A 26381-nucleotide genomic window follows, 5' to 3' on the forward strand; every position below is an offset into this window, starting at 1 on the left:
CTGGACCGTTCAGCCCAGCATGTCCTTGACGAGCGGTACGACCCGGGTGCCGTAGAGCTCGATCGAGCCCATCAGGTCCTCGTGGCGCACACGGCCCTGGTCGTACTTCAGGTCGAACCGGTCGACGCCGAGCACCTTGATGGTGCCGGCCAGCTTCCGGGCGACCGTCTCGGGCGAACCGACATAGAGCGACCCGCCCTCGATCTCGCGCTCGAAGTCGCCGGCCGCCGGCGGCGGCCAGCCACGCTCGCGACCGATCTGGGTACGCATGGCCAGCCAGCCTTCGTAGACCGTCTCACGGGCCTGCTCGTCGGTCTCCGCGACGAACCCGGGTGAGTGGACGGCGACGCGTCGGCGCGGGACGCCGAACTCGTCCTGGGCGCGCTCGAAGAGGTCGATGTAGGGCGCGAACCGGTCGGCGGGCCCGCCGATGATGGCCAGGAAGAGGCCGAGGCCGTGACGGGCGGTGCGCACGACCGACTCCGGGCTCCCGCCGACCCCGACCCACGCGGTCAGACCGTTCTCGGTGCGGGGGAAGACCTCCTGGTCGGTGAGCGCCGCGCGGGTGCGACCCTCCCAGGTGACCTTCTCCTCCTTCATGAGGGCGGTGAGCAGCTCGAGCCGCTCCTCGAAGAGCTCCTCGTAGTCGGCGAGGTCGAAGCCGAACAACGGGAACGACTCGGTGAACGACCCGCGCCCGGCCACGATCTCCGCGCGACCGTTGGAGACCGCGTCGAGGGTGGCGAACCGCTCGTAGACCCGCACCGGGTCATCGGAGCTCAGCACGGTCACGGCGGAGCCGAGCCGCAGCCGCTCGGTCCGGGCCGCCACCGCGGCGAGCACCATCTCCGGGCTGGAGACCGCGAAGTCGCGGCGGTGGTGCTCCCCCACGCCGAAGAAGTCGAGCCCGACCCGATCGGCGAGCACACCCTCGTCGACGATGTTGCGGATCACCTGCGCATGGTGCTGCGGCTTGCCCTCGGCGTCGTGGGTGACCCCACCGAAGGTGTCCAGTCCGAACTCGATCTCAGTCATGTCGGTTGAAACCTCAACCAGTCGTGGCGCATTCCCAGGGCTGTGTCGGGATCGCCTCCTAGCGGCCGCGCCGATCCGTTGACTTCGAGTGCGCTCCAACTCCTAGCGTGCGCAGCATGACCTTCGAGAACCCTTCCCAGGACCCCACCTCCCGCGCAGTTCGCCAAGACCACGGTCGTGAGATCCTCGACGCGATCGACGGTGAGGCCGGTGCCCGAGTCATCGACGCCCTCGCCGACATCGCCCCGGAGCTGGGGCACCAGATCGTCGCCTGGGGGTTCGGCGAGATCTATGCCCGCCCCGGCCTGGAGCCGCGGGACCGTCAGCTCGTCACTCTCGGCATGCTCACCGCCCTGGGTGGCTGCGAACCCCAGCTCGAGGTGCACATCAACGCAGCCCTCAACGTAGGACTGACGCCCGAACAGATCATCGAGGCCTTCCTCCACTCCGCGGTCTACTGCGGCTTCCCCCGCGCCCTGAACGCCACCTTCACAGCCAAGAAGGTTTTCGCCGAACGCGGTCTGCTCCCCCTCAGCTGATCTCGGAGCGCTCTCTTCTCCGCTCTCTTCTCCGCTCACGCCGACGTGGTTCAGGCCGCGAGCCTGTGGTCGAGGAGTACGTCGCGCAGCACGAACTCGGCCCGGGACAGTGGCGGCGCGTCTGGTTGCCAGGTGTCGGGTGGTGGACTCACATAGGTGTGGCCGGTGGGTGTGATGGTGATGATGCTGCCGTCGGGTGCAGGTCTGGCTTGCCAGCCGAGGGCTTCCTTGGCTTGATTGCATCTTTCGCACAAGCCTTGAAGATTCGCGGCCTTGGTTTCGCCTCCGTCTGCGTGGCGCTGGGCGTGGTCGATGTTGCGGATGGGTGCGTCGCAGCCGTTGGTGCGGCAGATCCCGCCGTCGCGGGTGGTGATGAACTCGGCCAGGCCGTCGGGGGCTTTGCGGGAGCGAGACTCCATCGCCACTAGCTGTCCGGCCGGGTCGGTGAACAGGCGGCGGACGAAGACCTCGGCGTCGTTGAGTGCTTCACGGGCCCATGCTGCAGGGACGGGGCCATAGCCTTCGACCACGGCCGGCTCGTCACTGTCGTTGGTGAGGGCGTCGGCGGTCATCACGATCTTGACCTCGATCCGAGGCTTGGCGCCGTCGGTGGTGGTGCGGCCGGTGACGCGGTCGACGAGGGTGTCGGCCATGACCTGACCCCTCGTTCGTTCATCCCCAGCAGCCTGGGCAGCCTTGGCTGCCTGGTCGAGTGCAGCGTAGACGGCGACGCCGTCCTTGATCGGTAACAGGACACCGAGCCAGGTCATCGTGTCCGGTGCCGGCCGGACGCTGACCCGGCGGTCCTTCTCCGCGTTCGCGGCTCGCTTGACGACGGATTCCTGGTCGAGGGTGATCGCGAGTGTCTTGGCCGCGTTCTCGAGCTGTCGCAGCCCCATGGTCACCGCCGCAGGCGGTTCGCCGTCGGGGTCGAGGGCGCAGAGCTGGTAGTCGATGACTCGGCGGTCGTCTAGTGAGAGGCAGGCGGTCTCGCGGGCGAGGATGGTGGCTTGCCACTGCGAGAACAGGCCCGCTTTCATCAACGCGAAGGTGTGGGGCATCTCGGCGACCAAGATCTTCGCCAGCCCGAGCAGTTTGGCGCCCTTGGCCGGTGAGACCCGCCGGGCGAGCGCGATCTGGGAGGCGACGCCTTCGCTCAGCTTGCGGGAAGGGACCCCGGCCTCGGCCTGGCGTGCCCGGGTGGCTTCCTCGAGGCGTACGGCTGCTTCTGCTTGCACGGCCTCAGCGACGCACTTGATCTCTTCGAGCCGAGCGATCCAGTCGACGAGCTCGCCCTCGGACGCACCCAGGGGCGGCCCGGTGAGGAGCTGGTCGACGGTCTCGTTCATACGCCTCATTATATGCGGAACAGTACCGTAGCGCTACCTGTTTTTGCTGGTCAGACCCGATTTGCGCAGTCCGTGAACAAGTACCCTGGACCCCGCGCCACACTCTCGCCGCCGCCCCGATAATGGCGAAATCTTTCTCGATCAGGTGCCGAGTCAAGGACCGCGAAGCGGCCGGCGAAGCCGGCGGGCCGAAGGCCCGTCCTTGACGCGGCGACTGATCGAGAAACACTCGAAGAAAGGGTCGGCGGCGAACCCCGCAACGAAGAAACGGTCGCTTAGCGAGGTTTCCTCAAGGGAGGTCTCGACAAGCTCGACCCCCGAAGTCAGTCGATGTGGAAGTCGCTCACGTTGACATCCACAGCCACCACGTCGATGTCGAAGTAGTCCTCGACCGCCTCGATCACCTTGGTGCGGATGGTGACAGCGTTGGCCTTGACCTGGGTGCCGTAGGTGATCACGTAGGACACGGTGATGTTGGCGACATCGTCGGCGATGTCGACCACGGTGCCCTCGTCGTCGATGGCGTGTACGCCCTCGACCTTGGCCACGATGTGGTGGACCAGGCGCTCGACGAGACCCTCGCTCACGGTCGACTTGCCGCGCTCCTCGCGGGCGGCACGGGCGGCGCGCAGGACACCGGTCAGAGTCGAGTCGGCGGTCGGCTCCGGCTCGACGACCGGCTCCGGCGCGAAGCCGGGCGCGGGGGTCTCGGACACGATCTCCTCGGTCACGGTGTCGACGGCGTCGGCGACCTCATCGGCGGGCGCCTCGGTGGCGTCCTCGGTCGGCGCCTCGGTGGCGTCCTCGGTCGGCGCCTCGTCGACGATCACCTCGGTGTCGTCGACCTCGACCTCGGTCTCGGTCTCCATGGGCGCCTCCTCGACCACGTCGGTCGGTTCGCCAGCCGTCTCGGCCTCCTCGACCTCCTCGGCAGGCTCGTCAACAGCCTCAACGGTCATGTCGGCGTCCTCGGCCTCCACTTCGGTCGCCTCATCGGCCTCGGGAGCCAGGACGACGTCCTCGGTCTCCATCAGCGTCTCCTCGACGACAGCAGCCTCCTCGGCCGGCGCCTCGTCCTCGACGACGTCGACGATCTCCGCGTCGCCCTCGACCGACTCGGCCACGTCAGCAGCCTCGTCGACAACCTCGTCGGCCGGCTCGGCGTCGAGCTCCTCCGACTCGGCCAGGTCGGCCGACTCGACCGTCTCCTCGGGCTCGACGTCGGCCAGCTCGTCCTCCGCCTCACCGACGGTCTCCTCGGTCACCTCGGCGTCGGCCTCGACCGTTCCGGTCGCGTCGGCCGACGCGAAGGAATCGATGACCTCGACCTCGGACGACTCACCCTCGTCCGCGGTCACCGCGGCATCCTCAACCTCGGTCGGCTCCTCGGCAGCGACCTCCTCGTCGAGCGCCGCACCCTCCGGCTCGACGACGGTCTCCACGACCTCGTCGGACTCGATCGCGTCGGCGGGCACGAAGGTGTCCTCGGCGTCGACCTCGACCCCGTCAGGCTCGGTGATCTCAGCGACGTCCTCGGTCGCACCTTCGACGGCAACGTCCTCGGCAACGACCTCGTCCGCGGCGTCCGTCACCTCGGCGTCCGTCACCTCGGCGTCCGTCACCTCGGCGTCCGTCACCTCGGCGTCCGTCACCTCGGCGTCGATCGCGTCGACAACGGCCTCGGTCTCCGGCGCCTCGTCGACCGCCGTCTCCTCGACAGCGGGCTCCTCGGCAGTGGGCTCCTCGACAACGGGCTCCTCGACCTCCTCGGTGGTCTTGGCGACGGCGGCTTCGGCGTCGACGCCCTCGAGCGGCGCCTCGTCTACAGCCTCGACGGGCTCGGTCACGGCGACCTCACCGACGACGTCGCTGTCCACCTCGCCACTGATCTCGACCGTCTCGACGGCGAGCTCGGCCACCTCGGCAGCCGGGGCCTCCTCGGTGTCGGTGACGACGTGCTGGGGGTCGGAGAGCGGGTCGACCGCGGGGGCCTCGGAGATGGGCTCGATGACGGGCTCGGCGGTGGCCTCAGCAACCGGCTCGACGACCGGTTCGGCGACCGGCGAAGCCGGGGGCTCGGTGACGTACACGCTGGCCTCGGGGGCAGCCAGGCTCTCGCCGTAGCCGGGGGCGGAGACGTCGGTCGACTCGCCCTCCCCGGCCTTCGGCTGCTCGTTCTTGTGACGGTTGAAGATGCCGCTGATGAAGTCGGACATGGCTTCGCATTCCTTCGAGTGAGGGGAGGGTTGTTGGTCGAGCGCTCACAACTGGGCGTGATGCTAGGGCTGGCACGCAGTGAGTCGGGTCACGTGTCTTTGATTCCCTTGTCTTGTACCCCAACGGAGTCCGGGATGAGGAGTGCCTGTGTCAAACCTTCCGGGGACATTCGCCCACCGTTCAGCCAACGTCGGAGACCCACCGGAGCACGCGCTGTAGAACGACGGAGGAGCACGTACGTCACGACAGAAAGCCCGGGGAGAGACGATGAATCCACTGCTTCTCCCACTGGTCGCCGCACAGGCCGCGTACGTCAACCGGATCATCGGAAAAGAGCCTCGCCCGGAGGGTCCGACGAAGGGTTTCGTGCCGTGGCCGGCGGCCGAGGACGGATCCAGCCCGCTGCGGCTGCTGGTGATCGGCGATTCGTCCGCGTCGGGGCGTGGCGCGCCCACGCACGACCTCGCCTTCGCTGGTTCGATGGCGCGCGCGATCGCGCAGCGGACCGAGGGTCCGGTCGAGTGGCGGGCGTTCGGGAAGTACGGCGCGACCAGCGAGCGGATCCGGCACGGAATCCTGACGAAGGTCACCGGCGAGTGGGACCTCGCCGTGCTCCTGGTCGGCGTCAACGACATCCTGGCGCGCCGCTCGGTCGAGGCCTGGACACGCGATCTGACCGCGATCGTCGAGACCCTCCAGGAGCACGCCGCGCACACCGTGCTCCCAGGGATCCCTGAGTTCGACGCGTTCCCGTCACTCCCCCGCACGCTGCGGCGCTACCTCGCCGAGCGCGGGAAGGTGCTCGACGTGGCAGCGCGTCTGGTCTGCGCCGGACGTACGTCGGTGCAGTGGGTGAGCTCCGCCGACCTCGGTCCCGCGGAGCCGTCCTTCTTCGCCGCCGACGGCTTTCACGCCTCGCCGGCGGGCTATGAGCGCTGGGCCCAGGCGATCTGCGACCACCTCGACCTGTGACCGACCGACACCGATGTCACGGCACCACGAGCTGTGCGAGCGGCACATGGTGCTGGCCCGCATGGACGTCGCGGTCGCGCAGCGAACCCTGCGAGAAGGGGCGCGGGTAGGAGATCTTCACGACGTTGAGCGACGGGATCCGGAAGATCTGGACCGACCCGGCGTCGACCCGGTAGAGATCGGCGACGACGGTCTCGTCCAGGAACGTCTCGTCGGCGGCGATCCGGTAGCCGTCGGCGTCGCGCATGAACAGCTCCATCGTGATCCAGAACGGCCCGGCGTTCTTGGAGCGGACCTCGATCGCGAGGTCCCCCAGGGTGGTCTCAGCCATGGTGCTTCTCTCCCATCTCGGTGCGGAACATCGCGGTCGGTGTCAGGCTGTCGACGGCGTGGTTGAGGACGAACTCGTACGCGGCCCCTCGCTCGACCTCCGCGGGCGAGCCTGGGAACGCCAGGCTGGGCAGGTAGTCCATGTCCTGGGCCGGCAGGTGCAGCATCAACGGGTTGGCGACCTTGGCGACCGCGGTGGCCAAGGCCTGGTCGGCGGCGCGGACGAGCAGCATCACCCCGACCTCGCGCGGCGGCTCGGTGGATGGGTCCAGGTCGCCGAGGACGGCGTTGTAGCCGTAGAGGCGCAGGTCGTAGGCGTAGTCCTCGCCGGTCAGGCCGAGGGTCTGCTCGACCCGGTGGGTGAGGACGGCATGCATCAGCGAGGCCCAGCCCTCGATGTCCGCGAGGATCAGCGGGTCTCGGATCGCGGAGAACGACATCGTCTCGTAGCCGGTGATCCGGGCGCCCTCGAGCTTGATGGTGTGCTGCTCCGCGTGGTGGAACAACGACCCCTCGACACGCACCCGGCGCTCGTCGAGCGCCGTGTAGACGGCGTCACGCACATCCAGAGTGCCGTCCGGCTCCCGCATCTGAAACGGGTTCGCCGTCTCGTACAGCATGTGGGCGGCCACCGAGATCGGCGTGCACGCGGCACTCTCGTCGAGCGGCTCGATCGTGAATCCGGTCCGATCGATGGTCGCGAAGACTCCGCCCGTCCTCGGGTTGGTCGTGCACTGGCCGCCGCACTCGACGATCTTGGCCGCATGCCAGGTCGGCCCGGCGGGCATCCCCTTCAGCAACGCGTACGCTGCGGCGTTGGCCGTGTCGGTGGCCCGCCCGGCCAAGACCACCTGAGCCCCGGACGAGAGCGCTTCGGCGATCGGCTCGTGACCCATCATGGCGACGATATGGGTGCAGTCCTCGAGGGTCGCGACGTCCAGGTCGCCCAGCGGCGGCAGCGGACGGATCCGGCCGGCCTCGAGCGGGTTCTTCAGGTCGGCCGCGCGCTGCTCGCTGTAGATCCGCGCGACCTTCATCGACAGACCCTCCTCGGCGAGCAGGTCGGCGACGATCCCGGCAACCCAGTCGACACCGTCGTCGGTGCCGCTCGTGCCGCAGGAGCCGACGATGAGCGGGATCCCGGCCCCGGCCGCTGCCCGGAGCAGCAGCCGCAGGTCACGAGAGACCGCCGCAGCCGTCGTCTTCGGCTTCGAGGCCCCCAGGTAGTGAGGGCCCGAGTCGGTGGAGCCACCGTCGACGGCGATCACGTCTGCCCCCAACGCGATCCCGCGGGTGATCGTCTCCTCCGGGAATCCGGCACCCAGCATCCCGCTGGGCACCATGATGCTGACGGATTCAACGTTGTCGCTGGTCATCTGCTGTTTCTCTCCTCGATCAGGTGGGCGTTGACGGCAAGTTCCGGTAGGCCCGCGAGCGCGTCGAGCGCGACTCCGGACCGCACATGGTCGGTCGTGATCAGGATCCGCGCCATCGCCCTCACACCACCCTCTCGGCGTCGCCGCGCCGCTGGCTGCGGTCGATCCACACCACGATCGCGACCGCGACCGCCGCGACGACCGCGATGTCGAGCAGCATCGTCGGCCAGCCCAGGATGTCGACCGCTCCGCCGATCAGGGCCGGACCGAGGAAGGCACCGCTCTGCCACGCCACCGCATAGAGCGCGGCGTACGTCCCGAAGACCCGCGCCGACGGCGCCAGGTTCCACAGCACGACGACGGCGTTGACCAGGAAGGCCGAGGCACCGGCTGCGCCGATGCAGAGCGCCACGACGGTGCCTGTCGGAGTCTGCACCACCGTGCCGAGGACCATGGCGGACGCGAAGACCGTCATGCCGCCGATCATCGTGCGCAGCCGGCCGAAGCGCTCGGCGAGCAGCGCCGACGGGTAGGCGGCGAGCAGGAACGCGACCCCGCTCGGCAGGGTGAGCCCGCCCGCATCGCCGCGCGACATCCCGAGGGTCTCCATGCCGTAGGGCGTGACCAGAGCACGGGAGCCGGCCCAAGCGCTACCGAAGACCAAGATGGCCACCATCAGCAGCAGCCGGCTGCGGTCGGTGTCTCGCACGATCTCCCAGATCGTGTCGCGGATGCGCGCCTGCCCGACCGGAGTCGACTCCTCCGCGACATCCTCGGCCACGGCTGCCCGGTAGCCGGACGAGGAGCTGTCGCGGATCGAGAGGCACAGCACGGTCACCGAGACGAGGGTGATCAGCGCGATCACCGCAAAGGCGAGGTGCGGGTGGTCGTCGACCAGCAGGATGCTGACCACGGCCGCGACGATGACGGTGAGGCTGGAGGCGATCTTGACCGCGGCGTTGGCGCGGCTGCGGCGCTCGGGGGCGATGAAATCGGGCACCAGCGCCTCGCCGATCGGCTTGAACGAGTTCGACACCAGCGCGAACGCGACGATGACGGCGATGAGCAGCGGAAGCGTGTCCGCCGTGTGCGGCAGGATCACGAACAGCACCGCCGCCAGGGGCATGCCGACGGCGAGGTAGGGCATCCGCCGGCCCCACCGTGTCCGGGTCCGGTCCGACCGGTTGGCCATCCAAGGCTGGATGAAGATGCCGAGCAGGTTGTCCATGCCCATGATGAACCCGACCAGTGCGGCGCTGGCCAGGTGCTCGCGCAGCAGCGGTGGCACCTGGCTGTCGTAGAAGTTCCACATCGACTCCTGCGCGAAGACCGCAAGCGCGACGAGAAGGGTGATCCGGCGAGGCCCGAGCTGCCGTGGCGGTGCGATGGGGATGGTGGTGCTCACGAAACGGACCTCCGTGGTCTCTGCCTGGACTCTGCGCGACTCGCATGGCTTCTGAGGGCTGTGGCGGCGCTCACAGTAGTTTTGCTACAGCAAAACAGTCAAGAGGTGGCAGACCCGGAGAACTGGCCTAGGATCTCGATCATGTCGATCTCCTCCCCCGAGAGCACTCCGGAGACCACGACCGTCGCCGAGCGCGTCTATCAGGCCCTACGCAGCCAGATCGGCTCCGGCGAGCTCGAGCCCGGATCCAAGGTGACCGAGCGAGGCATGGCCGAGCGCATGGGCGTGAGCCCCACCCCGGTCCGCGAGGCGATCCGACGACTCGAGCTCGACGGCCTGGTGGAGCGAGTGGGGCCGCGTACGACCCTGGTGGCCCGGATCGAGGAGGACGCGAGCCACGACCTGGCCGAGGTCGAGGTCGCGCTGCGGGGCCTCGCCGCCCGGTTCGCCGCGAGGCACGTGACCCCCGCCGAGCTCGACGAGCTCGACCGGCTGCTCGACGAGGCCGACGACCTGGTGGTTCTGATGCGGGCGCGACACCGCGACGGCAAGCCGGTGGAGAAGCACGCCGATCGCTTCCTCGACGTCCTCGGCCGCTTCAACGACCAGGTCAACGCAGCTGCCCACAACCCGGTGCTGCTACGCCTCCTGGAGCAGTCCCGCTCGCTCACACCGTCACAGCAACGAGAGATCACCCGCTCACACCTCCTCGCCGGCGACGAGTTCGGCGCCGACCGCTACACCGAGCACCGAGCCCTCGTGGTCGCCCTGCGCAACCGGGACGCCGTCGAAGCCGAGCGCATCGTCACCGAGCACGCCGCACGCGGCCTCCTCGACCTGCGGCGCGAGATCTAGTGGCAGGGGTCTTCACCGGCTTCGCAACGATCAGCGTCCTCATCGCGCTGGGCGCCCTGCTCGCCCAGCTGCGGGTCCTCGACGAGCGCGGGCAACGGACAGTGTCGACCGTCGCGTTCTACGTCGCCAGCCCGGCGCTGCTGATCACGGTCATGGACGACAGCGATCTCGGTTTCGTGCTCTCCGGCAACCTGGTCGCGGTCGCGAGCGGCGTGCTGGTCGCCGCCACGCTCGTGGCCACCGTCGAGACGCTGCGCCGCCGCGGACTGGGCAACACGGTCGTCGCGGTCCTGTGCGGCTCCTACGCCAACGCCGGCAACCTCGGGCTGCCGATCGCGGCGTACGTCCTCGGTGACCCGGTCCTGGTCGCGCCGACGCTGCTGCTTCAGATGCTGGTGCTCCAGCCGCTGGCGCTGATGTTGCTCGACGTCGACGCAAGCACCACGAGGCTGTCGTTCTGGGCCGTGGTCCGCCGCCCACTGACCAATCCGATCACCGTCGCCTCCGCGATAGGCGTGGCCCTCTCGGTGAGCGACGTCGACCTGCCCGAGGTGGTCTTGGCGCCCCTGGAGCTGGTGGCCGGGATGGCCGTCCCGTCGATGCTGATCGCCTACGGCGTCGCGCTCCGGCTCGGCCCGCTGCCCGGACGCGGTGTCCCGGCGCTCGACCTGGCGGCCGTGGTCGCGACCAAGCAAGTGGTGCAGCCCGTCGCGGCGTATCTCGTCGGGCGGTTCGTGCTCGGGCTGGACGCCGAGGCGCTGCTGGCCGTGACCGTGCTGTCCGCGCTGCCGACCGCCCAGAACGTGTTCGTCGTCGCGCAACGCTATGACCGTGCCACCCTGCTGGCCCGAGACGTCATCTTCGTCAGCACGCTGGCCACGGTGCCGGCGATCCTGCTGGTCGTCCTGCTGCTCACCTAGCGCACCCGACGAAAGTCCCTTGCGAGCGCACTTCTTCCGGCGTACCCTCGCGATATATCGGGACACTACGCCGACAGTCGATCGGCCGCACATAGGGAGACGACATGAGCAACCTCGACAACCTGCGGGTGAGCGAGGCCGACCGAGAGGAGGCTTCGGCGAGGCTCGCCGAGCACTACTCGACCGGCCGCCTCTCCGGCGACGACTACTACGAGCGCCTGGATGCGGTCTGGTCAGCTCGGGTGGGATCCGACCTGGAGATGCTCTTCACCGACCTGCCCAGAACCGTGCCGCAGCCGCCCCAAGCCGCCCGCCGCCCACGCCGGAACCGTCCGCGGGCCCTCCCGCTGGTCGCCTGCTTCCTGCTCGTGGCATTCGGGCTGATCGCGATGGGCGTGCCGTGGTGGATCTTCGCCGCGATCGGCGGCGGGGCGCTCCTGTTTCACAACAAGCACAGCCACGAGAAGCACCACCGTCACCACCACGCGATGACACCCGCCTGCCAGCACGTCCACGGCCGACCGGGAGCCCAGCGGTAGGAGGGTCACTCGGCGGGAGCGAGGATCCAGACCGCGGCGTCGGTCGGCAGGTCGCCCACGACCGGATCGCCGCTGTACATCACGATCTCGCCCTCGGGCAGCGGCGTCGGCTCCATCCCGCAGTTGAGGACGACGACCAGCTCGCGCCTCGCGCCCTCGGAACCACCGACCCCGCCGCGACGGAACGAGACGACGCCCTCGGGGGCGTCCAGGATCTCGACATCCTCGTCGGCCCCGAGCGCATACGTACGTCGCGCCGACAGCGCCGCCCGGTAGAACTCCAGCGTGGAGTCCTTGACCCCGTTCTGAGCCGCCACGGTCAGGTCCACCCACTCGGCCGGCTGCGGCAGCCACGGCTGCATCGGCAGCTCCTCCTCGGGCACCTGGCTGAACCCGAAGGGCGGCTCGAAGCCGCTCCACGGCAGCGGCACCCGGCAGCCGTCACGACCACCTTCGCCGGTCTCCGACCACGGGTCCTCCTGATACTCAGGCGGCAGATAGACCTGCGGCAGACCGAGCTCCTCGCCCTGGTAGAGGTACGCGGACCCCGGCAGCGCCAGCATCGTCAGCGTCGCCGCGCGCGCCCGGTGCAGCGCCTGGAGCCCGTCACCGTAGCGTGAGCGGTGGCGTACGACGTCGTGGTTCGACAGGACCCAGGTCGGCGCCGCCCGCGACGGGCCGAGGGCCTTCAACGTCGACCCGATGACCTCGGTGAACGCCTCGGCAGACCACTGCGCCTGCAGCCAGGAGAAGTTGAACGCCTGGTTGAACTCGTCGGCGCGTACGTAGCGTCGCAGCTCCGCCGGGCCGGGGGTCCAGGCCTCGGCGACCATCATCCGGTCGCCGTCGAAGGAGTCGATCAGCCTGCGCCAGTCGCGATAGATCTCGTGGACGCCCGGGTTGTCCCACATCGGCGCATCGGTGACGCCCCGCTGGTACATCACCGCGGCGTCGGAGGTGAGCGCGAGGCCCTCGGGGACGACCTGGTCGCGAAGGTCCTTGAAGAGCCCGTGGGCGATGTCGACCCGGAACCCGTCCACGCCCCGCTCGAGCCAGAAGGTGAGGATCTTGGTGAACTCAGCGACGACCTCGGGGTTGTGCCAGTTGAGATCGGGCTGGTCGTCGTCGAAGAGGTGGAGATACCACTGCCCGCCCTCCGCGCTTCGCGCGGTCACTCCCTCGCTCGGCGCGAGCGGACGAGCAAGCTCGCCGCTCGACCTCGCTCCGGTCGTCTCGACCCGCGTCCAGGCGGGGCCGCCGAAGACCGAGCGCCAGTTGGTCGGCGGCTCCTCGCCGTTCTCGCCTCGGCCGTCGCGGAAGATGTAGCGGTCTCGCGCCGCGGATCCCGGCTCCGCGGCGAGCGCTTCGGCGAACCAAGGGTGAGCCGACGAGGTGTGGTTGGGCACCAGGTCGACGATCACCTTCAGCCCCACCTCATGAGCCCTGGCGAACAGGCTGTCGGCGTCCTCGAGGGTGCCGAAGATCGGGTCGACGTCACAGTAGTCGGCGACGTCGTAGCCGTGGTCGTTCTGCGGCGAGGTGTAGAACGGGCAGATCCAGACCGCATCGACACCCAGCGCGGCGAGATAGCCCAGATGGTCGGTGATGCCCTGCAGATCGCCGAGCCCGTCGCCGTTGGAGTCCGCGAACGATCGCGGGTAGATCTGATATGCGACGGCCTCGCGCCACCATGGCTGGTCCACGTGTCCCACTCTCGTCGGTTGGCTACCCATACCCCGATCTTGTCGATGCGATGCTCGGGATTGTCAATCCGCACGGTCCGAGCCCTGCCGGCCGCGCCGGATCCGACGCCTGAAACGCCGAGAAGAGGGGGCTGCCCGAAGTCGGTCTTTGGCATGTACGCTTATGAGCGTTGAAGGAGGCGTCCCCACGCGCTTCACGGTTGCTCGGTGACCGTTCGCGCAGCACTTGGTCTTCCGCGGAAGCAGAAATCAGGACTCGTGGATTCAACGCCCAAAGGGCGGCACGGAGTCGCCCTGTTTACACAAGGATTAGATTCATGACTCAGGGAACCGTGAAGTGGTTCAACGGCGACAAGGGCTTCGGCTTCATCGCCCAGGACGACGGGGGCGACGACGTCTTCGTGCACTTCTCCGCGATCCAGACCCAGGGCTACAAGTCCCTGGACGAGAACCAGCGCGTCGAGTTCGACGTCACCCAGGGCCCGAAGGGCCCGCAGGCCGAAAACGTCCGTCCGGTCTGACTTTCGAGCCTGCGCCGCAGCGAGGAACGAGCTGCGGCGCAACGCGAGAAGGTCGAGCGAGCGCAGCGGCTGAGCTTGCGAAGCCGCGAAGCGGGTCGAGACCCAAGCGACTGCAACGACAACCCCGTTCCTGCTCCGGCAGGGGCGGGGTTGCCCTCGTAAACGGCGTCATGACGGCTCGGGAAGCCTGGTGACGTCGACCCAGCCCCGGGCCTCGCTGATCGTCTCGAGGTCGCCGAGGGTGAGCGCGATCGTCGTGTTGGCACCGCCGGCGGCGGGATAGACCATGTCGAAGCGCTTCAGGGAGGCGTCGAGCCAGACCTCTGCGGTCGGCGGGTTGCCGAAGGGGCAGACGCCCCCGATCGCGTGTCCGGTCATGGGCTCCACGTCCTCGGCCGCGAGCATCCGTGCCTTGGTGCCGAAGTGGGCCTTGAACTTCGCGTTGGCGATCTTGGCGTCACCGGCCGCGACGACGAGGATCGCGGCAGAGCGGTCCTCGGTGTAGAGACTGATGGTCTTGGCGATCTCCGCAGGCGAGACGCCGAGCGCAGCCGCGGCGAGCTCGACGGTCGCCTTGGAGTCCTCCGACTCGATGATCTCCCCACCGCGTCCGAATCGGTCCAGGTGGGCTCGGGCCAGCTCGATCGACATGCTCCCAGCCTAGTGGCGCGTCCCACCACCGAAGGAGTCGGTGACCGCTCGGTCGGCGAAGATGCGGTACTCCATCGGGGACGGCGATCCGAACGGCGAGCTCGGCACCGCGCCGCACGCGATGATCAGGTTCCCCGAGCGGCGACCCTTCATCGTCGCCGGCTCGACGCCGATGACCATGTCACCGAGGTCTCGGGCAGCCGCGACGAAGTCCCGCACCCGCGCGAACGGCGCGCGGTCGACCAGGTTGGCGACGAAGACTCCGGAGGGGGCGAGCACGCGGCGTACGTCCTCGACGAAGGCGGCGGAGGTGAGCTCGGCCGGAGTGTGTCCACCGTCGAAGGCATCGAGGACCACCATGTCGGCGAAGCCGTCGCGGACGCCACCGATACCGCTCTTGCCGTCGACGGGGCGCACCTTGATCCCGCTGCGCGGCGGTAGCGGCGCCTCGCGGCGTACGCGTTCGATGATCTCGACCGACGGCTCGAGCACGATCTGGGAAGAGCGTGGACGGGTCGCGTGGACGTAGCGCGGCAGCGTCATCGCGGCTCCGCCGACGTGCAACACCCGCACTGGCCCTGGCGGCAGACGGTCGATAACATCGCCGACACGCCTCATGTAGTCGAAGACGAGGCGGGTGGGGTCGCCCAGATCGACGGCCGACTGCTGCATGTCGTCGAGCTCGAGCACATATACATCACTGGGCATAGCTGAGATACCCTACCCCGGCGTGGAAATGGGGGACTTGTTCCTCTATTGTGACCTGCGCTACAGCGGAACGATAGCCCGTTACGACCACCCAACGAGATACCCCCCGGGGCATTTTCCACGTCTCCAGATCCACTTCCGCCGATCCCCCACACCCGAGCCGGCGAGGAACGAGAGGAAGTCAGACAGCGTGACAACCATCGAAGAAGTCACGATCGGGGCGTTCAGCCAACCCCTGGTCGGGATGTCGTTCATCATCTCCGTTCTCGGCTCATGGGTCGGTCTGACCTGTGCGAGCCGCGCCCGCCGCGTGGACGGTGGCACCGGGTCCTGGCTCTGGCTCTTCGGTGCGGCGGCCTCCATCGGCGGCGGCGCGATCTGGTCGATGCACTTCATCGGCATGCTGGCCTTCGACAGCCACGTGGCGTACGCCCTGGACGTCGGCACCACGCTGATCTCGCTGGTGGTCGCCATCGCCGCTGCGATGGTCGGCATGCTGATCGCGACGGCGCTCCGCGGTAACGCGGGCTACATCGTCGGTGGTCTGGTCACCGGGGCCGGCGTGGGAGCGATGCACTACACCGGCATGTACGCCATGGACATGAGCGCCAAGATGGTCTGGAAGCCGACGATCGTCGTCATCTCCATCGTCATCGCGCTGGTTGCCTCGGCGCTCGCGCTCTTCTTCGCCTTCAACGTCACCACGCGGCTCATGCGCGTGGGCGCTGCCCTCATCATGGGCATCGGTGTGTGCGTCATGCACTACACCGGCATGCTCGCCCTCGAGATCCACAGCTCGCCCGACGACAAGCTCGGGCACGTGAGCGGCGCCGACCCGGTCTATCTGGCGATGCCGATCTTCGCGATCTCCGCCGGCATGCTGATCGTGATCGGCTTCGGCACCATGTTCGCGGGCATCAACGACGACCTCGAAGACCCCTGGACCCCGGAGCAGCGGGCCCGCGCCGAGGCCGGTTCACCTCAGATGATGGCGCAGGGGCCAGCCATGGGGCAGCCGGCCGTCCCCGGCCAGCCGCACGACCTGCTCCAGCAGCCCCGGCAGCCGCTGCAGCGGCTCCCCACGCGCCAGCCGGCCGCCTCCGGCAGCCCGCAGGCGGGTCAGCCCGTCGGCGAAGGCATCGGCAACATGTTCGCCCAGCGCCCCCAGCGGCCCACCCAGCGGCCCACCCAGCTGCGACCGCAGAACGGACGCTGGACGCCTCGGCCCTACGCCCAGCAGGCCTCCGAGAGCCTCTCGGAGCCACAGCCGGACCTGTTCAGCCGCCAAACCGGCCAGCCCGGCGGCGAGGCCGGCAACGAGCCGCAGCCGCGGCCGCAGCGCCCTCCAGGCTGGCTGCCGCCGCGCAACAACAACCTGTAGACGCGCGTCGGGGTAGGGGCGGACGCCCTACCCCGACGAGGTCGTCTTCCGGCTCACTCCCAGAAGACGCGCTCGACCACGCCATGGGCGAGCCGGGTCATCCGCAGGTAGTCGTTGACCAGCTCGTCGGTGGCGCCAGCCGGGTAGCCGAGGATGGCCGCCACGGCCTGCTGCTCGACCGGCCCCGCGGGCAGGGAGTCCGCCGGGCGCCCGCGAGCGAGGGTGACGGCGTTGCGCACCCGGCTCACCATCCGCCACGCATCGATGAGGGTCTCGGCGTCGTCCGCCTCGATCAACGAGGCGTCGCGGGCAGCCTGCAGTGCCTCGACGGTGCGTGGTGTGCGCAGCCCCGGGACGGCATAGGCGTGCCGCATCTGCAGCAGCTGGGCGGTCCACTCGATGTCGGCGAGGCCGCCACGCCCGAGCTTGAGATGGGTGTTGGGGTCGGCGCCGCGCGGTAGCCGCTCATGGTCGACGCGGCCCTTGATGCGACGCACCTCGATGATGTCGTCCTCGCTGAGCCCGCCCTCGGGATAGCGCAGCGGGTCGATCATCTCGATGAACGCCTCGCGCACCTTCGGATCGCCGACGACCGCGTCCGCGCGTAGCAGCGCCTGCGACTCCCAGATGCCCGACCACTTGGCGTAGTAGGCGGCGTACGCAGGGAGGGTCCGCACCAGCGCCCCCTGCCGTCCCTCGGGGCGCAGGTCCGCGTCGATCTCCAGAGGCGGGTCGGCACCGGGGAGAGCGAGCAGCCGGCGAAGGTCGGCGATGACCTTGAGCGCGAACTGGGTCGCCTCTCCAGGATCCACGCCTTCGACCGGCTGATGGACCAAGAGCACGTCGGCGTCCGAGGCGTAGGAGAGCTCGAACCCGCCGTAGCGGCCCATCGCGACGATGGCGATCCGCGTCGGCGGCCCGTCTATCCCGCGCCGGGCGACCTCGTCGGCCACGACCGTGCGCAACGACGCCTCGAGGGTGGCATCGGTCAGCCTGGACAGGGCGGCGCCGATCGTGTCGATCCCGGCTTCGCCCAGGAGCTCGGCGGCCGAGATCCGGAACAGCTCGCGCCGACGGATGGCCCGGATGTGGCGTACGGCCTCCTCCGCCGAGGTGGTGGTGCGTCGACGCGCAGCGCGGGCGACCATCTCGTCGGTCAGTGCCTCCGCCGACAGCGGCGCCAGGTCGTGTCCCAGCAGGCGCAGGGCCTCGGGCTCTCGTTCGAGCAGCGCGGTGGTGTAGCGAGAGGTGGACAGGATCGTGGCGAAGTGCTGCGCGACCGAGCCCTCGTCGCGCAGGGAGCGCAGATACCAGGGCGTGACCCCGAGCGCGTCGGAGATACGGCGGAACCCGAAGAGCCCGGCGTCGGGATCGGAACCCTCGGAGAGCCATTGCAGCATCACCGGCAGCAGCGCGCGCTGCAGCGCAGCCCGGCGGGACACGCCCGTCGTGAGTGCTTCCAGGTGTCGCAGCGCCGCCTTGGGATCGGCGTAGCCCAGCGCGGTCAGCCGCTCCTCGGCGGCCTTCGTCGACAGGTGGACCTGCCCCGACGGGATCCGGGCGACCGCGTCGAGGAGCGGGCGGTAGAAGAGCTTCTCGTGGAGGCGGCGTACCTCGATCCGTTGGTGGCCCCACTCCTTCTTCAACCGCACCACCGGATCGCGAAGGTAGCCCAGCGAGCGCGCGAGCCAGCGAAGCGACGCCTCGTCGTCGGGGACGACGTGGGTGCGCCGGAGCCGGCGGAGCTGAAGCCGGTGCTCCATCCGTCGCAGGAACGCGTACGCCTCGTGCATGGCCTCGCCGTCCTCACGGCCGACGTAGCCGGCGCGGGTCAGCGCAGCGAGCGCGGAGAGCGTGGTCGGCTCGCGGATCCCGGTGTCAGCGCGGCCGTGGACCAGTTGCAGCAGCTGGACGGCGAACTCCACATCCCGCAGCCCGCCGGCACCGAGCTTGAGCTCACGGTCGGCCTCCTTGGACGGGATGTGAGCGATGACCCGGCGTCGCATCGCCTGGGTGTCGGTGACGAAGCCGTCACGATCGGCGGCCTTCCAGACGAACGGGTTGACCGCGTCGACATATGCCTGGCCCAGCTCGAGGTCGCCGGCGGCCGGACGGGCCTTGAGCAGCGCCTGGAACTCCCAGGTGCTCGCCCATCGCTCGTAGTAGCCGACGTGGCCGGTGATCGTGCGCGAGAGCACCCCCGCCTTGCCCTCGGGGCGCAGCGCCGCGTCCACGGGCCAGATCGTGCCCTCGCCGGTGTGGGCAGAGCAGACGTGGATCAGGTTGCTGGCGAGCTGGGTGGCGACCCGCAGCGAGACGTCTTCGCCGACTCCGTCGGCCGCCTCGTGGACGAAGATCACGTCGACGTCGGAGACGTAGTTGAGCTCGTGGCCACCGCACTTGCCCATCGCGATGACAGCCAGTCGGACAGCCCGGGCGTCCTCTTCCCCCACTCGTGCCCGGGAGACCGCCAATGCGGCATCGAGGGTGGCGCAGGCCAGGTCGGAGAGCTCGGCGGCGACATCGTCGACCGGGAGCTGGTGGGCCAGGTCGCGGGCGGCGAGCCGGAGCAGCCAGCGGCGGTACTCGACCCGCAGCGCGTCGACCGCCTCCGCGTCCGGGACCGTGGCCACCGGGCACTCGTCCTCCGACTTCGCACCGACCGTCTCGAGCAGCGACGCCCGGAAGACGTACGCCGCGGGCCTGGTCGTGCCGAGGGTCGGATCCGCGAGCTCGCGCCAGTGACCGGGGTGGCGAGCCAGGTGGTCGGCCAGCGCCGGCGAGGCGCCGAGCACCGAGACCAGCCGCATCGCGGTCCCTTCGTCAGCGGCGAGCTCCTCGACGAAGCCGTCTCCCTGGGACTCGGCGAGCACGACCAGACCGGCCAACGCCTCGTCAGGGTCGGCGGCATGGCTCAGGATCGCCAACAGCTCCTGGGCGCCGGGGCCGAGACCGGCCAGATCCGCCAAGGCCGCATCCGGGTCGTTGAAGCCGAGCCGGAGCAGCTCGCCCTTGCCTGGCAACGTCATGGACCCGATTCTGTCACTCGACGTTCTCACGCAGCAGGCGCGGTGCTAGCTAGCGGCGCGTCTCACGCACTCCAGGGCCGAGGAGCCGGGATGACGCCGCCACGGGTGCCGCCCGGAGCGACTGCGGCGGCGCGCTCGCGGACCAGGCGGGCGAAGCCGTAGGCCAACGGCTGCCAGGTCTTGATGAGCTCGTTCTCGGCGAAAGTGGCCGTCGCGACCACGTCGTCGACGCTTCGGCCGATCTGCTCGAGCTCGTCGGCGGACTCACCGGCCCACACGGCGACCCCGGCGGCGTCGACCTCGGGGTGGAACTGCACGCCCCACACGGTCGGCGCTAGCCGGGCCGCCTGGACCTGCCCGTCGATCGAGCTGGCCAGCTTGACGGCGCCCTCGGGAAGCTCGCCAACGATGTCGCGGTGCCAGTGCATGGCGCGGTCGTCGCCCGCCAGCAGCCGCATCAGCGGGTCGAAGAGCACCTCGGGCTCCCAGGTCACCTGGCGAACGCCGACGGTGAGGCCGAACGGGCTGCGCTCCACCGACCCACCGAGAGCCATCGCGGCCAGCTGGTGGCCCAGGCAGATCCCGAGCGTCGGGATGCCGGCCTCGGCGGCCTGAGCGATCCGCTCGCGGGTGACCTGCAGCCAGGGGTGCTCGTCGTCGGCGTCGGCGTCCATCGAGCCACCCATGACGAGCAGCCCCGAGTAGGAGGCGTCGAGCGACGAGAGCTGCGGAATCGGTTCGGCGTACGCCTTGCAGACGTCGACGCACATGCCCGCCTCGGCCAGCCAATGACCGAACAAAGTCGGCGGAACTGTCTCCTCGTGCTGGACCACAAGCACCCTGGGAAGACTCAACGACATCACTCCCACTCTCCCGTTCGATCCAGTGTGGCAGCACCGGATCGGAAGTGTGGAATCGCCCCCTAAAGAGGTTGTCGGCGCAACTTCTTTCGCCCGAATCCGCGAGGAGCCGCGGATCTGGGCTCAGATGACCGGCAGCATCCTGGCGCGCTCGAAGTCGGTCACCTGTTCGCGGTAGGCGGCCCACTCGGCGCGCTTGTTGCGCAGGAAGAAGTCGAAGACGTGCTCGCCGAGCGTCTCGGCGAGAAGCTCGGAGTCTTCAGCCATCCCGATCGCCTCGTCGAGGTTCTCCGGCAGCGGGTCGATGCCGAGGCTCTTGCGCTCACGCTCGGTGAGCGCCCACACGTCGTCCTCCGCCTCGCGAGGCAGCTCGTAGCCCTCCTCGATCCCCTTCATGCCCGCCGCCAGGATCACGGCGAAGGCGAGGTAGGGGTTGCAGGCGGCGTCCAGGGTCCTGACCTCGATCCGGGTCGACTGGCCCTTGAGCGGCTTGTACATCGGCACCCGGACCAGCGCGGAGCGGTTGTTGTGGCCCCAGGCGACGTGAGCCGGTGCCTCTCCCCCGCCGATCAGGCGCTTGTAGGAGTTGACCCACTGGTTGGTGACCGCGGTGATCTCCGGGGCGTGCCGCAGCACGCCGCCGATGAAGCTGCGGCCGGTCTTGGAGAGCTGGTATTCGGCCCCCGGCTCGTAGAAGGCGTTGGCATCGCCCTCGAACAGGCTCACGTGGGTGTGCATGCCCGAGCCCGGGTGCTCGGTGAACGGCTTGGGCATGAAGCTCGCCCAGATGCCCTGGCTCAGCGCGACCTCGCGGACGACCGTGCGGAAGGTCATGATGTTGTCGGCGGTGCTGAGCGCGTCGGCGTAGCGCAGGTCGATCTCGTTCTGGCCCGGGCCGCCCTCGTGGTGGCTGTACTCCACCGAGATCCCCATCGCCTCCAGCATCGTGATCGCCTCACGCCGGAAGTCGGCGCCCATCGACTGGGCGGTGTGGTCGAAGTATCCGCTGGAGTCGACCGGGACCGGCTCGGCGCCACCGACCGGCTTGTCCTTGAAGAGGTAGAACTCGATCTCGGGGTGCGTGTAGAAGGTGAAGCCCTTCTCCGCGGCGTTCGACAGGGTCCGCTTGAGCACATAGCGCGGGTCCGCATAGGACGGCGACCCGTCGGGCATCACGATGTCGCAGAACATCCGCCCGGTGGACGGGCCGTCCGTACGCCACGGCAGGATCTGGAACGTGCTCGGATCCGGCAGCGCCAGCATGTCGGCTTCGGTCACCCGGGCGAACCCCTCGATCGCGCTGCCGTCGAAGCCGATGCCCTCGGCGAAGGCGCTCTCGAGCTCGGCCGGAGCCACCGCGACCGACTTCAGATAGCCGAGCACGTCGGTGAACCACAGTCGCACGAAACGTACGTCCCGCTCTTCGAGTGCCCGGAGCACGAAGTCCTGTTGCTTGCCCATGCGTGAACACTAACGCTCTGGCCTGACAGCCGGAATCGCCACGCCTACTCAGTCCGGGCTCAGCGTCCGGCACCCCGGAAGACGGAGATCACCAGGGCCACGCCGAAGCCTGCCAGCGCCGCCCCGATGACCGACCAGGCGGTGCTCGTGCCGCCTTCCCCGAGGTAGCCCATGCCGGTCAGCGCCAGTGCTCCTCCGGCCAAGAGAAGCACCGCTGCGAGGACGAGCCCGATGGCCTTACCGACAGTCATGACACGAAATCTAGGTGATGACCAGGGCGAGGGTCACCAGCGCGGTCATCCAGGAGACGAAGCTGCCGACCAGGAAGTACTCGGTCACGTCGTTGATGCTCGGCCCCTCGCTCTCGGCGCGGAACGACTGCAGCTCGGGCCAGCGGATCAGGCTCTTCGCCGCAACCACCAGACCAGCCGCGGCGAGACTGCCGGTGAGACCGAGCCCGAAGATCGTCAACCGCTCGAGCGGCCCCAGGATCCGGCCGCCCTTGAGATTGTTGCCGGCGACACCATCGAGCGGGTTGGCGACCTTGGTGACGTCGAGGACCAGCTGCACCACGACGTTGCCCGTCGAGATCTGGACCAGCAGTCCACCGAAGGCGAGCAGCACCGCCTCGGGACGCGCCGCCTCGACCCAGACCCAGGGCGCCTGCTCCGCCCAGGCGGCGACCGGGCCGGCGACCTCGCCGGCCACCGGGGCCAGCAGGATCCCGAGGAACACCGCCACGCCCAGCAGCGCCAACGGGACCCCGGGGCGAGGGTTCTTGTCGACGCCTTGCGGCGGGTGGGCCAGGAAGCCCCACAGCACGGCGATCCCGGCGATCACGATCACCGCCGCCAGGTCACCCCCGAAGAGGGCCGCGAGCAGGCCGAAGGCGATCACCGCCACCGCCCCGATCGCCTCGGGCACCCAGCGGATCCGCTTGAGCGGGTCCAGGAGGGAGTGGGCGAAGTCGACCGTGCCGACTCCGATCAGCAGCAGGGCGATCCAACTCATGCCGCCGCCTCCGTAGCGCAAGCGCCAGGATACGGACGCGACGGCATGATGACCTGATTGCTCGCTCGCCTGCGCTCGCTCATCGGACACCTCCAAGAAGCTCATCGGCACGCACGATCACGGCGATCCCGTCGCGACGGATGCGCTGGGAGACCGCGGAGGGGGTGATGTCGAGCTCGGCGGCGATGGCCTTCTGAGACATGGCGGAGAGCATGCCAGAAAGCACCGACACCGAGGACGGATCCAGGCGGGAGAAGAGCTCGTCGCGCGAGATCAGCGCGGCGTTGACGGCAGCCGGATCCGGCCCGCCCGCCCCCTCCGCAGGCTGATACCAGGTCCGTACGCTGCGCGAGGCTGCCTTGCTCTCGGCGTCCTCCGCCGTCTCGATCGCAGCCCGCGCCACCCACCAGCCCTCCCCGTCCTCGACCCGAGGATCGTCGCGGAGCACGCTCGTCTCGCCCCAGCCGATGCCGTGACGGATGTCCACGACCGGGGCGAGCGCGATCCGCAGCCTGAACGCCGCCTGAATCGCGGCTCCCACCGTCTCGAAGGCCCCCTGGAACTCGTCACCCACGGTGATCCGCAGCGGCGTGACCGGCCGCCACTCCCGGTTGATCACCTCGATGTGGTCGGCGAACGCCTCATGGACCTGCCCACGGTCGGACGTCGTGCGTGAGCCCACGAGGTCACCGATGACGGTCGCTACAGCGGTCATCTGAAGATCATACCTTCATTCTCACCGGATGAAGACATGAGCTTCATTCTGCGGAAGTGAAGCAAAACCCAGCGTCAAGAAGCGGTCATCACGGCCGCCCCCGGCCCCGTGAGCTCGCCCCGCCCCACCGGACGACCGGACAGCGCCAGCACGAGCGCGATCGCGGTCCCCCGCACCTCCGGGCCGTCCCCGATCGCCGTGTCGGCGTCGGTGGCGAGGAGACGTACGCCCTGGGCTCGCTCCTTGCCGCCGCCCCAGCTCTGCGAGGTCTTGGCCAGGTAGCCCAGCGCCGTCACGACGTGCTCGACCGGATAGTCGCGATGGAGACCCAGCGGCCGCCGGATGTCCTCGCCGTGGGCGAACTCCTCGACGAGGCGGGTGGCGAGCGGAGCAGGCGGGGTCGCGGTCAGTCCGGCGACCCGCCGGAACGCCGCCAGCGTGTCGGTCGGGTCCTGCGCACGCCCCCGGTCGACGCCGGTCTGGTTGTCGCGGTCGAAGTCGCCGCGAGCGGCGACCATGCGGCGTACGAACCCGAGCCGGGTGGTCGTGGCGACGTCGATCATGTGGGCGAGCACGTCGTGGACGGTCCAGCCCGCGCACAGCGACGGGGTCGCCCACTGCTCCGGGGCGACGGTCTCGAGATCCCGGATCAGCGCCTCGCGTTCCGCGTGCACCACGGGCCAGACCACACTCTTGGACGACATGGCCCGGACGCTACCGCTGCTCGGGTCGACTACTCCACCGGGACTCGCGCCTCGATCTCGGCGAGCCAGGCCGCCGGCGAGGCATCGGAGGGCATCCGCCAGTCGCCGCGGGGCGACATGGTGCCGCCGTTGGAGACCTTGGGGCCGTTGGGCAGCGCCGAGCGCTTGAACTGGTTGGCGAAGAAGCGCTTCACGAAGACCTCGAGCCAGGTCCGGATCTCCTTCATCTCGTACGCCGTCCGCTTCTCCTCCGGGAACCCCGGCGGCCACTCGCCGGCCTCGACGTCGTGCCAGGCGTTCCAGGCCAGGTAGGCGATCTTCGAGGGCGTGAAGCCGTTGCGGACGGTGTGGAAGAGGGTGAAGTCCTGCAGGGCGTACGGGCCGATCTTCTGCTCGGTCGACTGCAGCTCCTCCCCCGGCACGAGCTCGGGCGAGATCTCCTGGTCGAGGATCTCCTGGAGGACCTGGTCGGCCGTGCCGTCGAACTGCTCGGTCGTGATCACCCAGCGGATCAGGTGCTGGATCAGGGTCTTCGGCACACCGGCGTTGACGTTGTAGTGCGACATCTGGTCGCCGACCCCGTACGTCGCCCAGCCGAGCGCGAGCTCGGAGAGGTCGCCGGTGCCGAGCACGATGCCGCCGCGCTGGTTGGCGATGCGGAAGAGGAAGTCCGTACGCAGCCCCGCCTGGACGTTCTCGAACGTCACGTCGTAGACCGGCTCGCCGTCGCCTGCCGGGTGGCCGATCTCCTTGAGCATCTGGGTCGCCGTCGGCCGGATGTCGAGCGTCTCGTAGGTCGTGCCGAGCGCCTCCATCAGCTTGATCGCGTTCGACTTGGTGTCGTCGGAGGTCGCGAAGCCGGGCATGGTGAACGCCAGGATGTCGCTCGCCGGACGACCGAGCCGCTCCATCGCCTTGGCCGCGACGATCAGCGCATGGGTGGAGTCGAGCCCGCCCGAGACGCCGATGACGATCTTGGTGTCCGGACCGATCGACTGGAGCCGCTTCTCGAGCCCCGAGACCTGGATGTTGTAGGCCTCGTAGCACTCCAGCGCGAGCTTGTCGGGGTCGTCGGGGACGAACGGGAACCGGTCGACCTTGCGCTGCAGCCCGCCGCCGGTGAGCGGTGGGCTGAGCTCGAACTCGATCTCGGAGTGGTAGGCGCCCTCGGACCGGCGGTTGTCGTCGAAGGTGCTCTGCCGGATCCGCTCGGCGCGGATCCGCTCCAGGTCGACGTCGACCACGGTGCGCCGCGGCCCGTCCGGGAACCGCTCGGTCTCCCCCAGCAGCTCGCCGAGCTCGTAGACCATCGTCTGCCCGTCCCAGGACAGGTCGGTCGTCGACTCACCCGGTCCGGCGGCGGTGTAGACGTACGCAGCAGCGCACCGCGCACTCGCCGACTGCACCAGCAGGCGGCGCGCGTCGGAGCGCCCGACGGTGACCGGGCTCGCGGAGAGGTTGAGCAGCACGGTCGCCCCGGCCAGCGCGGCCTTGGCGCTCGGCGGCACCGGGACCCACATGTCCTCGCAGATCTCGACGTGGAAGACGAGGTCCTTGACGTCGGTGCACCGGAAGAGCAGCTCGTTGCTGAGCGGCACCTCCTCGCCGCCGAGCATGATGGTGCCGTCGGTGCCGTGGCCGGTTCCGTACCAGCGCTTCTCGTAGAACTCGCGGTAGTTCGGGAGGTGGGTCTTGGGCACCACCCCCAGCACCTCGCCGCCGTGGATCACGACCGCGGTGTTGAGCACCCGGTCGCCGTGGCGCAGCGGCGCGCCGACGATGATCACCGACAGCAGCTCCTCGGAGGCCACCACGATCGCGCTGATCGCGGCGCGTACGGCATCGAGGAGGGTCCGCTGCAGGACGAGGTCGTCGATCGAGTAGCCCGAGAGGCACAGCTCCGGGAAGACCGCGACCGCGACCCCCTCGTCGGAGCACTCGCGCGCCTGCGCGATCACCTCGCGCGCGTTGGCCACCGGGTCGGCGACGGAGATCGGGATGGTGCACGCCGCGACCCGTGCGAATCCATGGGAGTAGGCGGAGTAGAAGTCCACACCCCGGAGTCTAGGCGCGACCAGCCATCTGGCCACCCGATGCCCG

The 26381-nt window shown here is 69.3% G+C and carries 24 protein-coding genes; 7 read left to right on the plus strand and 17 right to left on the minus strand.

The window, feature by feature from the left end; all coding sequences use genetic code 11:
• Positions 1 to 9 precede the first annotated feature (9 nt).
• Complete coding sequence (locus BJ988_RS14040) at positions 10 to 1035, minus strand: LLM class flavin-dependent oxidoreductase (RefSeq protein ID WP_179658556.1); 1026 nt, start codon at positions 1033 to 1035, stop codon at positions 10 to 12.
• A 116-nt stretch (positions 1036 to 1151) separates the two neighbouring features.
• Between BJ988_RS14040 and BJ988_RS14045 the strand changes: the two genes are divergently transcribed.
• Positions 1152 to 1574, plus strand: a complete 423-nt coding sequence (locus BJ988_RS14045; protein ID WP_179658557.1) for a carboxymuconolactone decarboxylase family protein — start codon at positions 1152 to 1154, stop codon at positions 1572 to 1574.
• Between the two features lie 50 nt (positions 1575 to 1624).
• Here the strand turns inward: BJ988_RS14045 and BJ988_RS14050 are convergent, their stop codons facing one another.
• Both BJ988_RS14050 and BJ988_RS14055 read right to left on the minus strand, forming a co-directional pair.
• Complete coding sequence (locus BJ988_RS14050) at positions 1625 to 2923, minus strand: HNH endonuclease (protein WP_179658558.1); 1299 nt, start codon at positions 2921 to 2923, stop codon at positions 1625 to 1627.
• 323 nt (positions 2924 to 3246) lie between these two features.
• Entirely contained in the window at positions 3247 to 5139 is a 1893-nt protein-coding gene (locus tag BJ988_RS14055) for an Asp23/Gls24 family envelope stress response protein (RefSeq protein ID WP_179658559.1), read from the minus strand.
• A gap of 268 nt (positions 5140 to 5407) precedes the next feature.
• Here BJ988_RS14055 and BJ988_RS14060 point away from each other — a divergent pair, with 268 nt between their 5' ends.
• Positions 5408 to 6112, plus strand: a complete 705-nt coding sequence (locus BJ988_RS14060; protein ID WP_179658560.1) for an SGNH/GDSL hydrolase family protein — start codon at positions 5408 to 5410, stop codon at positions 6110 to 6112.
• A 16-nt stretch (positions 6113 to 6128) separates the two neighbouring features.
• Here the strand turns inward: BJ988_RS14060 and BJ988_RS14065 are convergent, their stop codons facing one another.
• The 3 genes from BJ988_RS14065 to BJ988_RS14075 all read right to left on the minus strand — a co-directional run bounded on the left by BJ988_RS14065 (position 6129) and on the right by BJ988_RS14075 (position 9223).
• Positions 6129 to 6443 (minus strand): DUF4387 domain-containing protein, encoded by a 315-nt coding sequence (locus BJ988_RS14065; protein WP_179658561.1) that lies wholly within the window; start codon positions 6441 to 6443, stop codon positions 6129 to 6131.
• A complete protein-coding gene (locus BJ988_RS14070) occupies positions 6436 to 7818 on the minus strand; it encodes an acyclic terpene utilization AtuA family protein (protein WP_179658562.1) in 1383 nt (460 codons plus the stop codon). Before BJ988_RS14070 ends, BJ988_RS14065 begins: the two co-directional genes overlap by 8 nt.
• A gap of 121 nt (positions 7819 to 7939) precedes the next feature.
• Positions 7940 to 9223 (minus strand): MFS transporter, encoded by a 1284-nt coding sequence (locus BJ988_RS14075; protein ID WP_179658563.1) that lies wholly within the window; start codon positions 9221 to 9223, stop codon positions 7940 to 7942.
• A gap of 141 nt (positions 9224 to 9364) precedes the next feature.
• Between BJ988_RS14075 and BJ988_RS14080 the strand changes: the two genes are divergently transcribed.
• The 3 genes from BJ988_RS14080 (at position 9365) to BJ988_RS14090 (ending at position 11537) form a co-directional block, all read left to right on the plus strand.
• A complete protein-coding gene (locus BJ988_RS14080) occupies positions 9365 to 10078 on the plus strand; it encodes a GntR family transcriptional regulator (RefSeq protein ID WP_179658564.1) in 714 nt (237 codons plus the stop codon).
• Positions 10078 to 10998, plus strand: a complete 921-nt coding sequence (locus BJ988_RS31360) for an AEC family transporter (RefSeq protein ID WP_179658565.1) — start codon at positions 10078 to 10080, stop codon at positions 10996 to 10998. Before BJ988_RS14080 ends, BJ988_RS31360 begins: the two co-directional genes overlap by 1 nt.
• A 104-nt stretch (positions 10999 to 11102) precedes the next feature.
• Complete coding sequence (locus BJ988_RS14090) at positions 11103 to 11537, plus strand: DUF1707 SHOCT-like domain-containing protein (protein ID WP_179658566.1); 435 nt, start codon at positions 11103 to 11105, stop codon at positions 11535 to 11537.
• Positions 11538 to 11542: 5 nt separating this feature from the next.
• On the opposite strand, the gene BJ988_RS14095 is transcribed toward BJ988_RS14090, so the two are convergent.
• On the minus strand, positions 11543 to 13240 hold the full coding sequence (locus tag BJ988_RS14095) for a glycoside hydrolase family 13 protein (RefSeq protein ID WP_343051609.1): 1698 nt from the start codon (positions 13238 to 13240) through the stop codon (positions 11543 to 11545).
• 317 nt (positions 13241 to 13557) lie between these two features.
• On the opposite strand from BJ988_RS14095, the gene BJ988_RS14100 reads away from it, so the two are divergent.
• The gene (locus tag BJ988_RS14100) at positions 13558 to 13761 is read left to right on the plus strand and encodes a cold-shock protein (protein ID WP_179658568.1); all 204 of its coding nucleotides are present in this window, start codon (positions 13558 to 13560) and stop codon (positions 13759 to 13761) included.
• A 168-nt stretch (positions 13762 to 13929) separates the two neighbouring features.
• Here BJ988_RS14100 and BJ988_RS14105 read toward each other — a convergent pair whose 3' ends face one another.
• Complete coding sequence (locus BJ988_RS14105) at positions 13930 to 14412, minus strand: YbaK/EbsC family protein (RefSeq protein WP_179658569.1); 483 nt, start codon at positions 14410 to 14412, stop codon at positions 13930 to 13932.
• A gap of 9 nt (positions 14413 to 14421) precedes the next feature.
• Positions 14422 to 15120 carry a spermidine synthase gene (locus BJ988_RS14110; protein WP_179658570.1) on the minus strand — a complete coding sequence of 233 codons (699 nt, stop codon included), beginning with the start codon at positions 15118 to 15120 and terminating at the stop codon, positions 14422 to 14424.
• A 190-nt stretch (positions 15121 to 15310) separates the two neighbouring features.
• On the opposite strand from BJ988_RS14110, the gene BJ988_RS14115 reads away from it, so the two are divergent.
• Complete coding sequence (locus BJ988_RS14115; RefSeq protein WP_179658571.1) at positions 15311 to 16501, plus strand: MHYT domain-containing protein; 1191 nt, start codon at positions 15311 to 15313, stop codon at positions 16499 to 16501.
• Positions 16502 to 16554: 53 nt separating this feature from the next.
• Here BJ988_RS14115 and BJ988_RS14120 read toward each other — a convergent pair whose 3' ends face one another.
• The 8 genes from BJ988_RS14120 to BJ988_RS14155 all read right to left on the minus strand — a co-directional run bounded on the left by BJ988_RS14120 (position 16555) and on the right by BJ988_RS14155 (position 26335).
• Entirely contained in the window at positions 16555 to 19530 is a 2976-nt protein-coding gene (locus tag BJ988_RS14120; RefSeq protein ID WP_179658572.1) for a bifunctional [glutamine synthetase] adenylyltransferase/[glutamine synthetase]-adenylyl-L-tyrosine phosphorylase, read from the minus strand.
• A gap of 62 nt (positions 19531 to 19592) precedes the next feature.
• Positions 19593 to 20384, minus strand: a complete 792-nt coding sequence (locus tag BJ988_RS14125; RefSeq protein ID WP_179658573.1) for a type 1 glutamine amidotransferase — start codon at positions 20382 to 20384, stop codon at positions 19593 to 19595.
• A 129-nt stretch (positions 20385 to 20513) separates the two neighbouring features.
• Complete coding sequence (gene glnA, locus BJ988_RS14130; protein WP_179658574.1) at positions 20514 to 21851, minus strand: type I glutamate--ammonia ligase; 1338 nt, start codon at positions 21849 to 21851, stop codon at positions 20514 to 20516.
• Positions 21852 to 21910: 59 nt separating this feature from the next.
• Complete coding sequence (locus tag BJ988_RS14135) at positions 21911 to 22102, minus strand: hypothetical protein (protein WP_179658575.1); 192 nt, start codon at positions 22100 to 22102, stop codon at positions 21911 to 21913.
• Between the two features lie 10 nt (positions 22103 to 22112).
• Positions 22113 to 22862, minus strand: coding sequence for a hypothetical protein (locus BJ988_RS14140; RefSeq protein WP_179658576.1), 750 nt, complete (start codon positions 22860 to 22862; stop codon positions 22113 to 22115).
• A gap of 79 nt (positions 22863 to 22941) precedes the next feature.
• Positions 22942 to 23577, minus strand: a complete 636-nt coding sequence (locus BJ988_RS14145) for a SatD family protein (RefSeq protein ID WP_179658577.1) — start codon at positions 23575 to 23577, stop codon at positions 22942 to 22944.
• 74 nt (positions 23578 to 23651) lie between these two features.
• A complete protein-coding gene (locus tag BJ988_RS14150) occupies positions 23652 to 24281 on the minus strand; it encodes a maleylpyruvate isomerase family mycothiol-dependent enzyme (protein ID WP_179658578.1) in 630 nt (209 codons plus the stop codon).
• A 29-nt stretch (positions 24282 to 24310) separates the two neighbouring features.
• Complete coding sequence (locus BJ988_RS14155) at positions 24311 to 26335, minus strand: NAD(+) synthase (protein ID WP_179658579.1); 2025 nt, start codon at positions 26333 to 26335, stop codon at positions 24311 to 24313.
• Positions 26336 to 26381 lie beyond the last annotated feature (46 nt).

It is taken from the genome of Nocardioides panzhihuensis (assembly GCF_013408335.1).
In the GTDB taxonomy this organism is placed as follows: Bacteria; Actinomycetota; Actinomycetes; order Propionibacteriales; family Nocardioidaceae; genus Nocardioides; species Nocardioides panzhihuensis.

What these genes read in the sequence shown, in the direction of transcription:
- BJ988_RS14040 (WP_179658556.1), bottom strand. Translation starts at nt 1,035, where the DNA reads ATGACTGAGATCGAGTTCGGACTGGACACCTTCGGTGGGGTCACCCAC.
- BJ988_RS14045 (WP_179658557.1), top strand. Translation starts at nt 1,152, where the DNA reads ATGACCTTCGAGAACCCTTCCCAGGACCCCACCTCCCGCGCAGTTCGC.
- BJ988_RS14050 (WP_179658558.1), bottom strand. Translation starts at nt 2,923, where the DNA reads ATGAACGAGACCGTCGACCAGCTCCTCACCGGGCCGCCCCTGGGTGCG.
- BJ988_RS14055 (WP_179658559.1), bottom strand. Translation starts at nt 5,139, where the DNA reads ATGTCCGACTTCATCAGCGGCATCTTCAACCGTCACAAGAACGAGCAG.
- BJ988_RS14060 (WP_179658560.1), top strand. Translation starts at nt 5,408, where the DNA reads ATGAATCCACTGCTTCTCCCACTGGTCGCCGCACAGGCCGCGTACGTC.
- BJ988_RS14065 (WP_179658561.1), bottom strand. Translation starts at nt 6,443, where the DNA reads ATGGCTGAGACCACCCTGGGGGACCTCGCGATCGAGGTCCGCTCCAAG.
- BJ988_RS14070 (WP_179658562.1), bottom strand. Translation starts at nt 7,818, where the DNA reads ATGACCAGCGACAACGTTGAATCCGTCAGCATCATGGTGCCCAGCGGG.
- BJ988_RS14080 (WP_179658564.1), top strand. Translation starts at nt 9,365, where the DNA reads ATGTCGATCTCCTCCCCCGAGAGCACTCCGGAGACCACGACCGTCGCC.
- BJ988_RS14090 (WP_179658566.1), top strand. Translation starts at nt 11,103, where the DNA reads ATGAGCAACCTCGACAACCTGCGGGTGAGCGAGGCCGACCGAGAGGAG.
- BJ988_RS14100 (WP_179658568.1), top strand. Translation starts at nt 13,558, where the DNA reads ATGACTCAGGGAACCGTGAAGTGGTTCAACGGCGACAAGGGCTTCGGC.
- BJ988_RS14105 (WP_179658569.1), bottom strand. Translation starts at nt 14,412, where the DNA reads ATGTCGATCGAGCTGGCCCGAGCCCACCTGGACCGATTCGGACGCGGT.
- BJ988_RS14110 (WP_179658570.1), bottom strand. Translation starts at nt 15,120, where the DNA reads ATGCCCAGTGATGTATATGTGCTCGAGCTCGACGACATGCAGCAGTCG.
- BJ988_RS14120 (WP_179658572.1), bottom strand. Translation starts at nt 19,530, where the DNA reads ATGACGTTGCCAGGCAAGGGCGAGCTGCTCCGGCTCGGCTTCAACGAC.
- glnA (WP_179658574.1), bottom strand. Translation starts at nt 21,851, where the DNA reads ATGGGCAAGCAACAGGACTTCGTGCTCCGGGCACTCGAAGAGCGGGAC.
- BJ988_RS14135 (WP_179658575.1), bottom strand. Translation starts at nt 22,102, where the DNA reads ATGACTGTCGGTAAGGCCATCGGGCTCGTCCTCGCAGCGGTGCTTCTC.
- BJ988_RS14140 (WP_179658576.1), bottom strand. Translation starts at nt 22,862, where the DNA reads ATGAGTTGGATCGCCCTGCTGCTGATCGGAGTCGGCACGGTCGACTTC.
- BJ988_RS14145 (WP_179658577.1), bottom strand. Translation starts at nt 23,577, where the DNA reads ATGACCGCTGTAGCGACCGTCATCGGTGACCTCGTGGGCTCACGCACG.
- BJ988_RS14150 (WP_179658578.1), bottom strand. Translation starts at nt 24,281, where the DNA reads ATGTCGTCCAAGAGTGTGGTCTGGCCCGTGGTGCACGCGGAACGCGAG.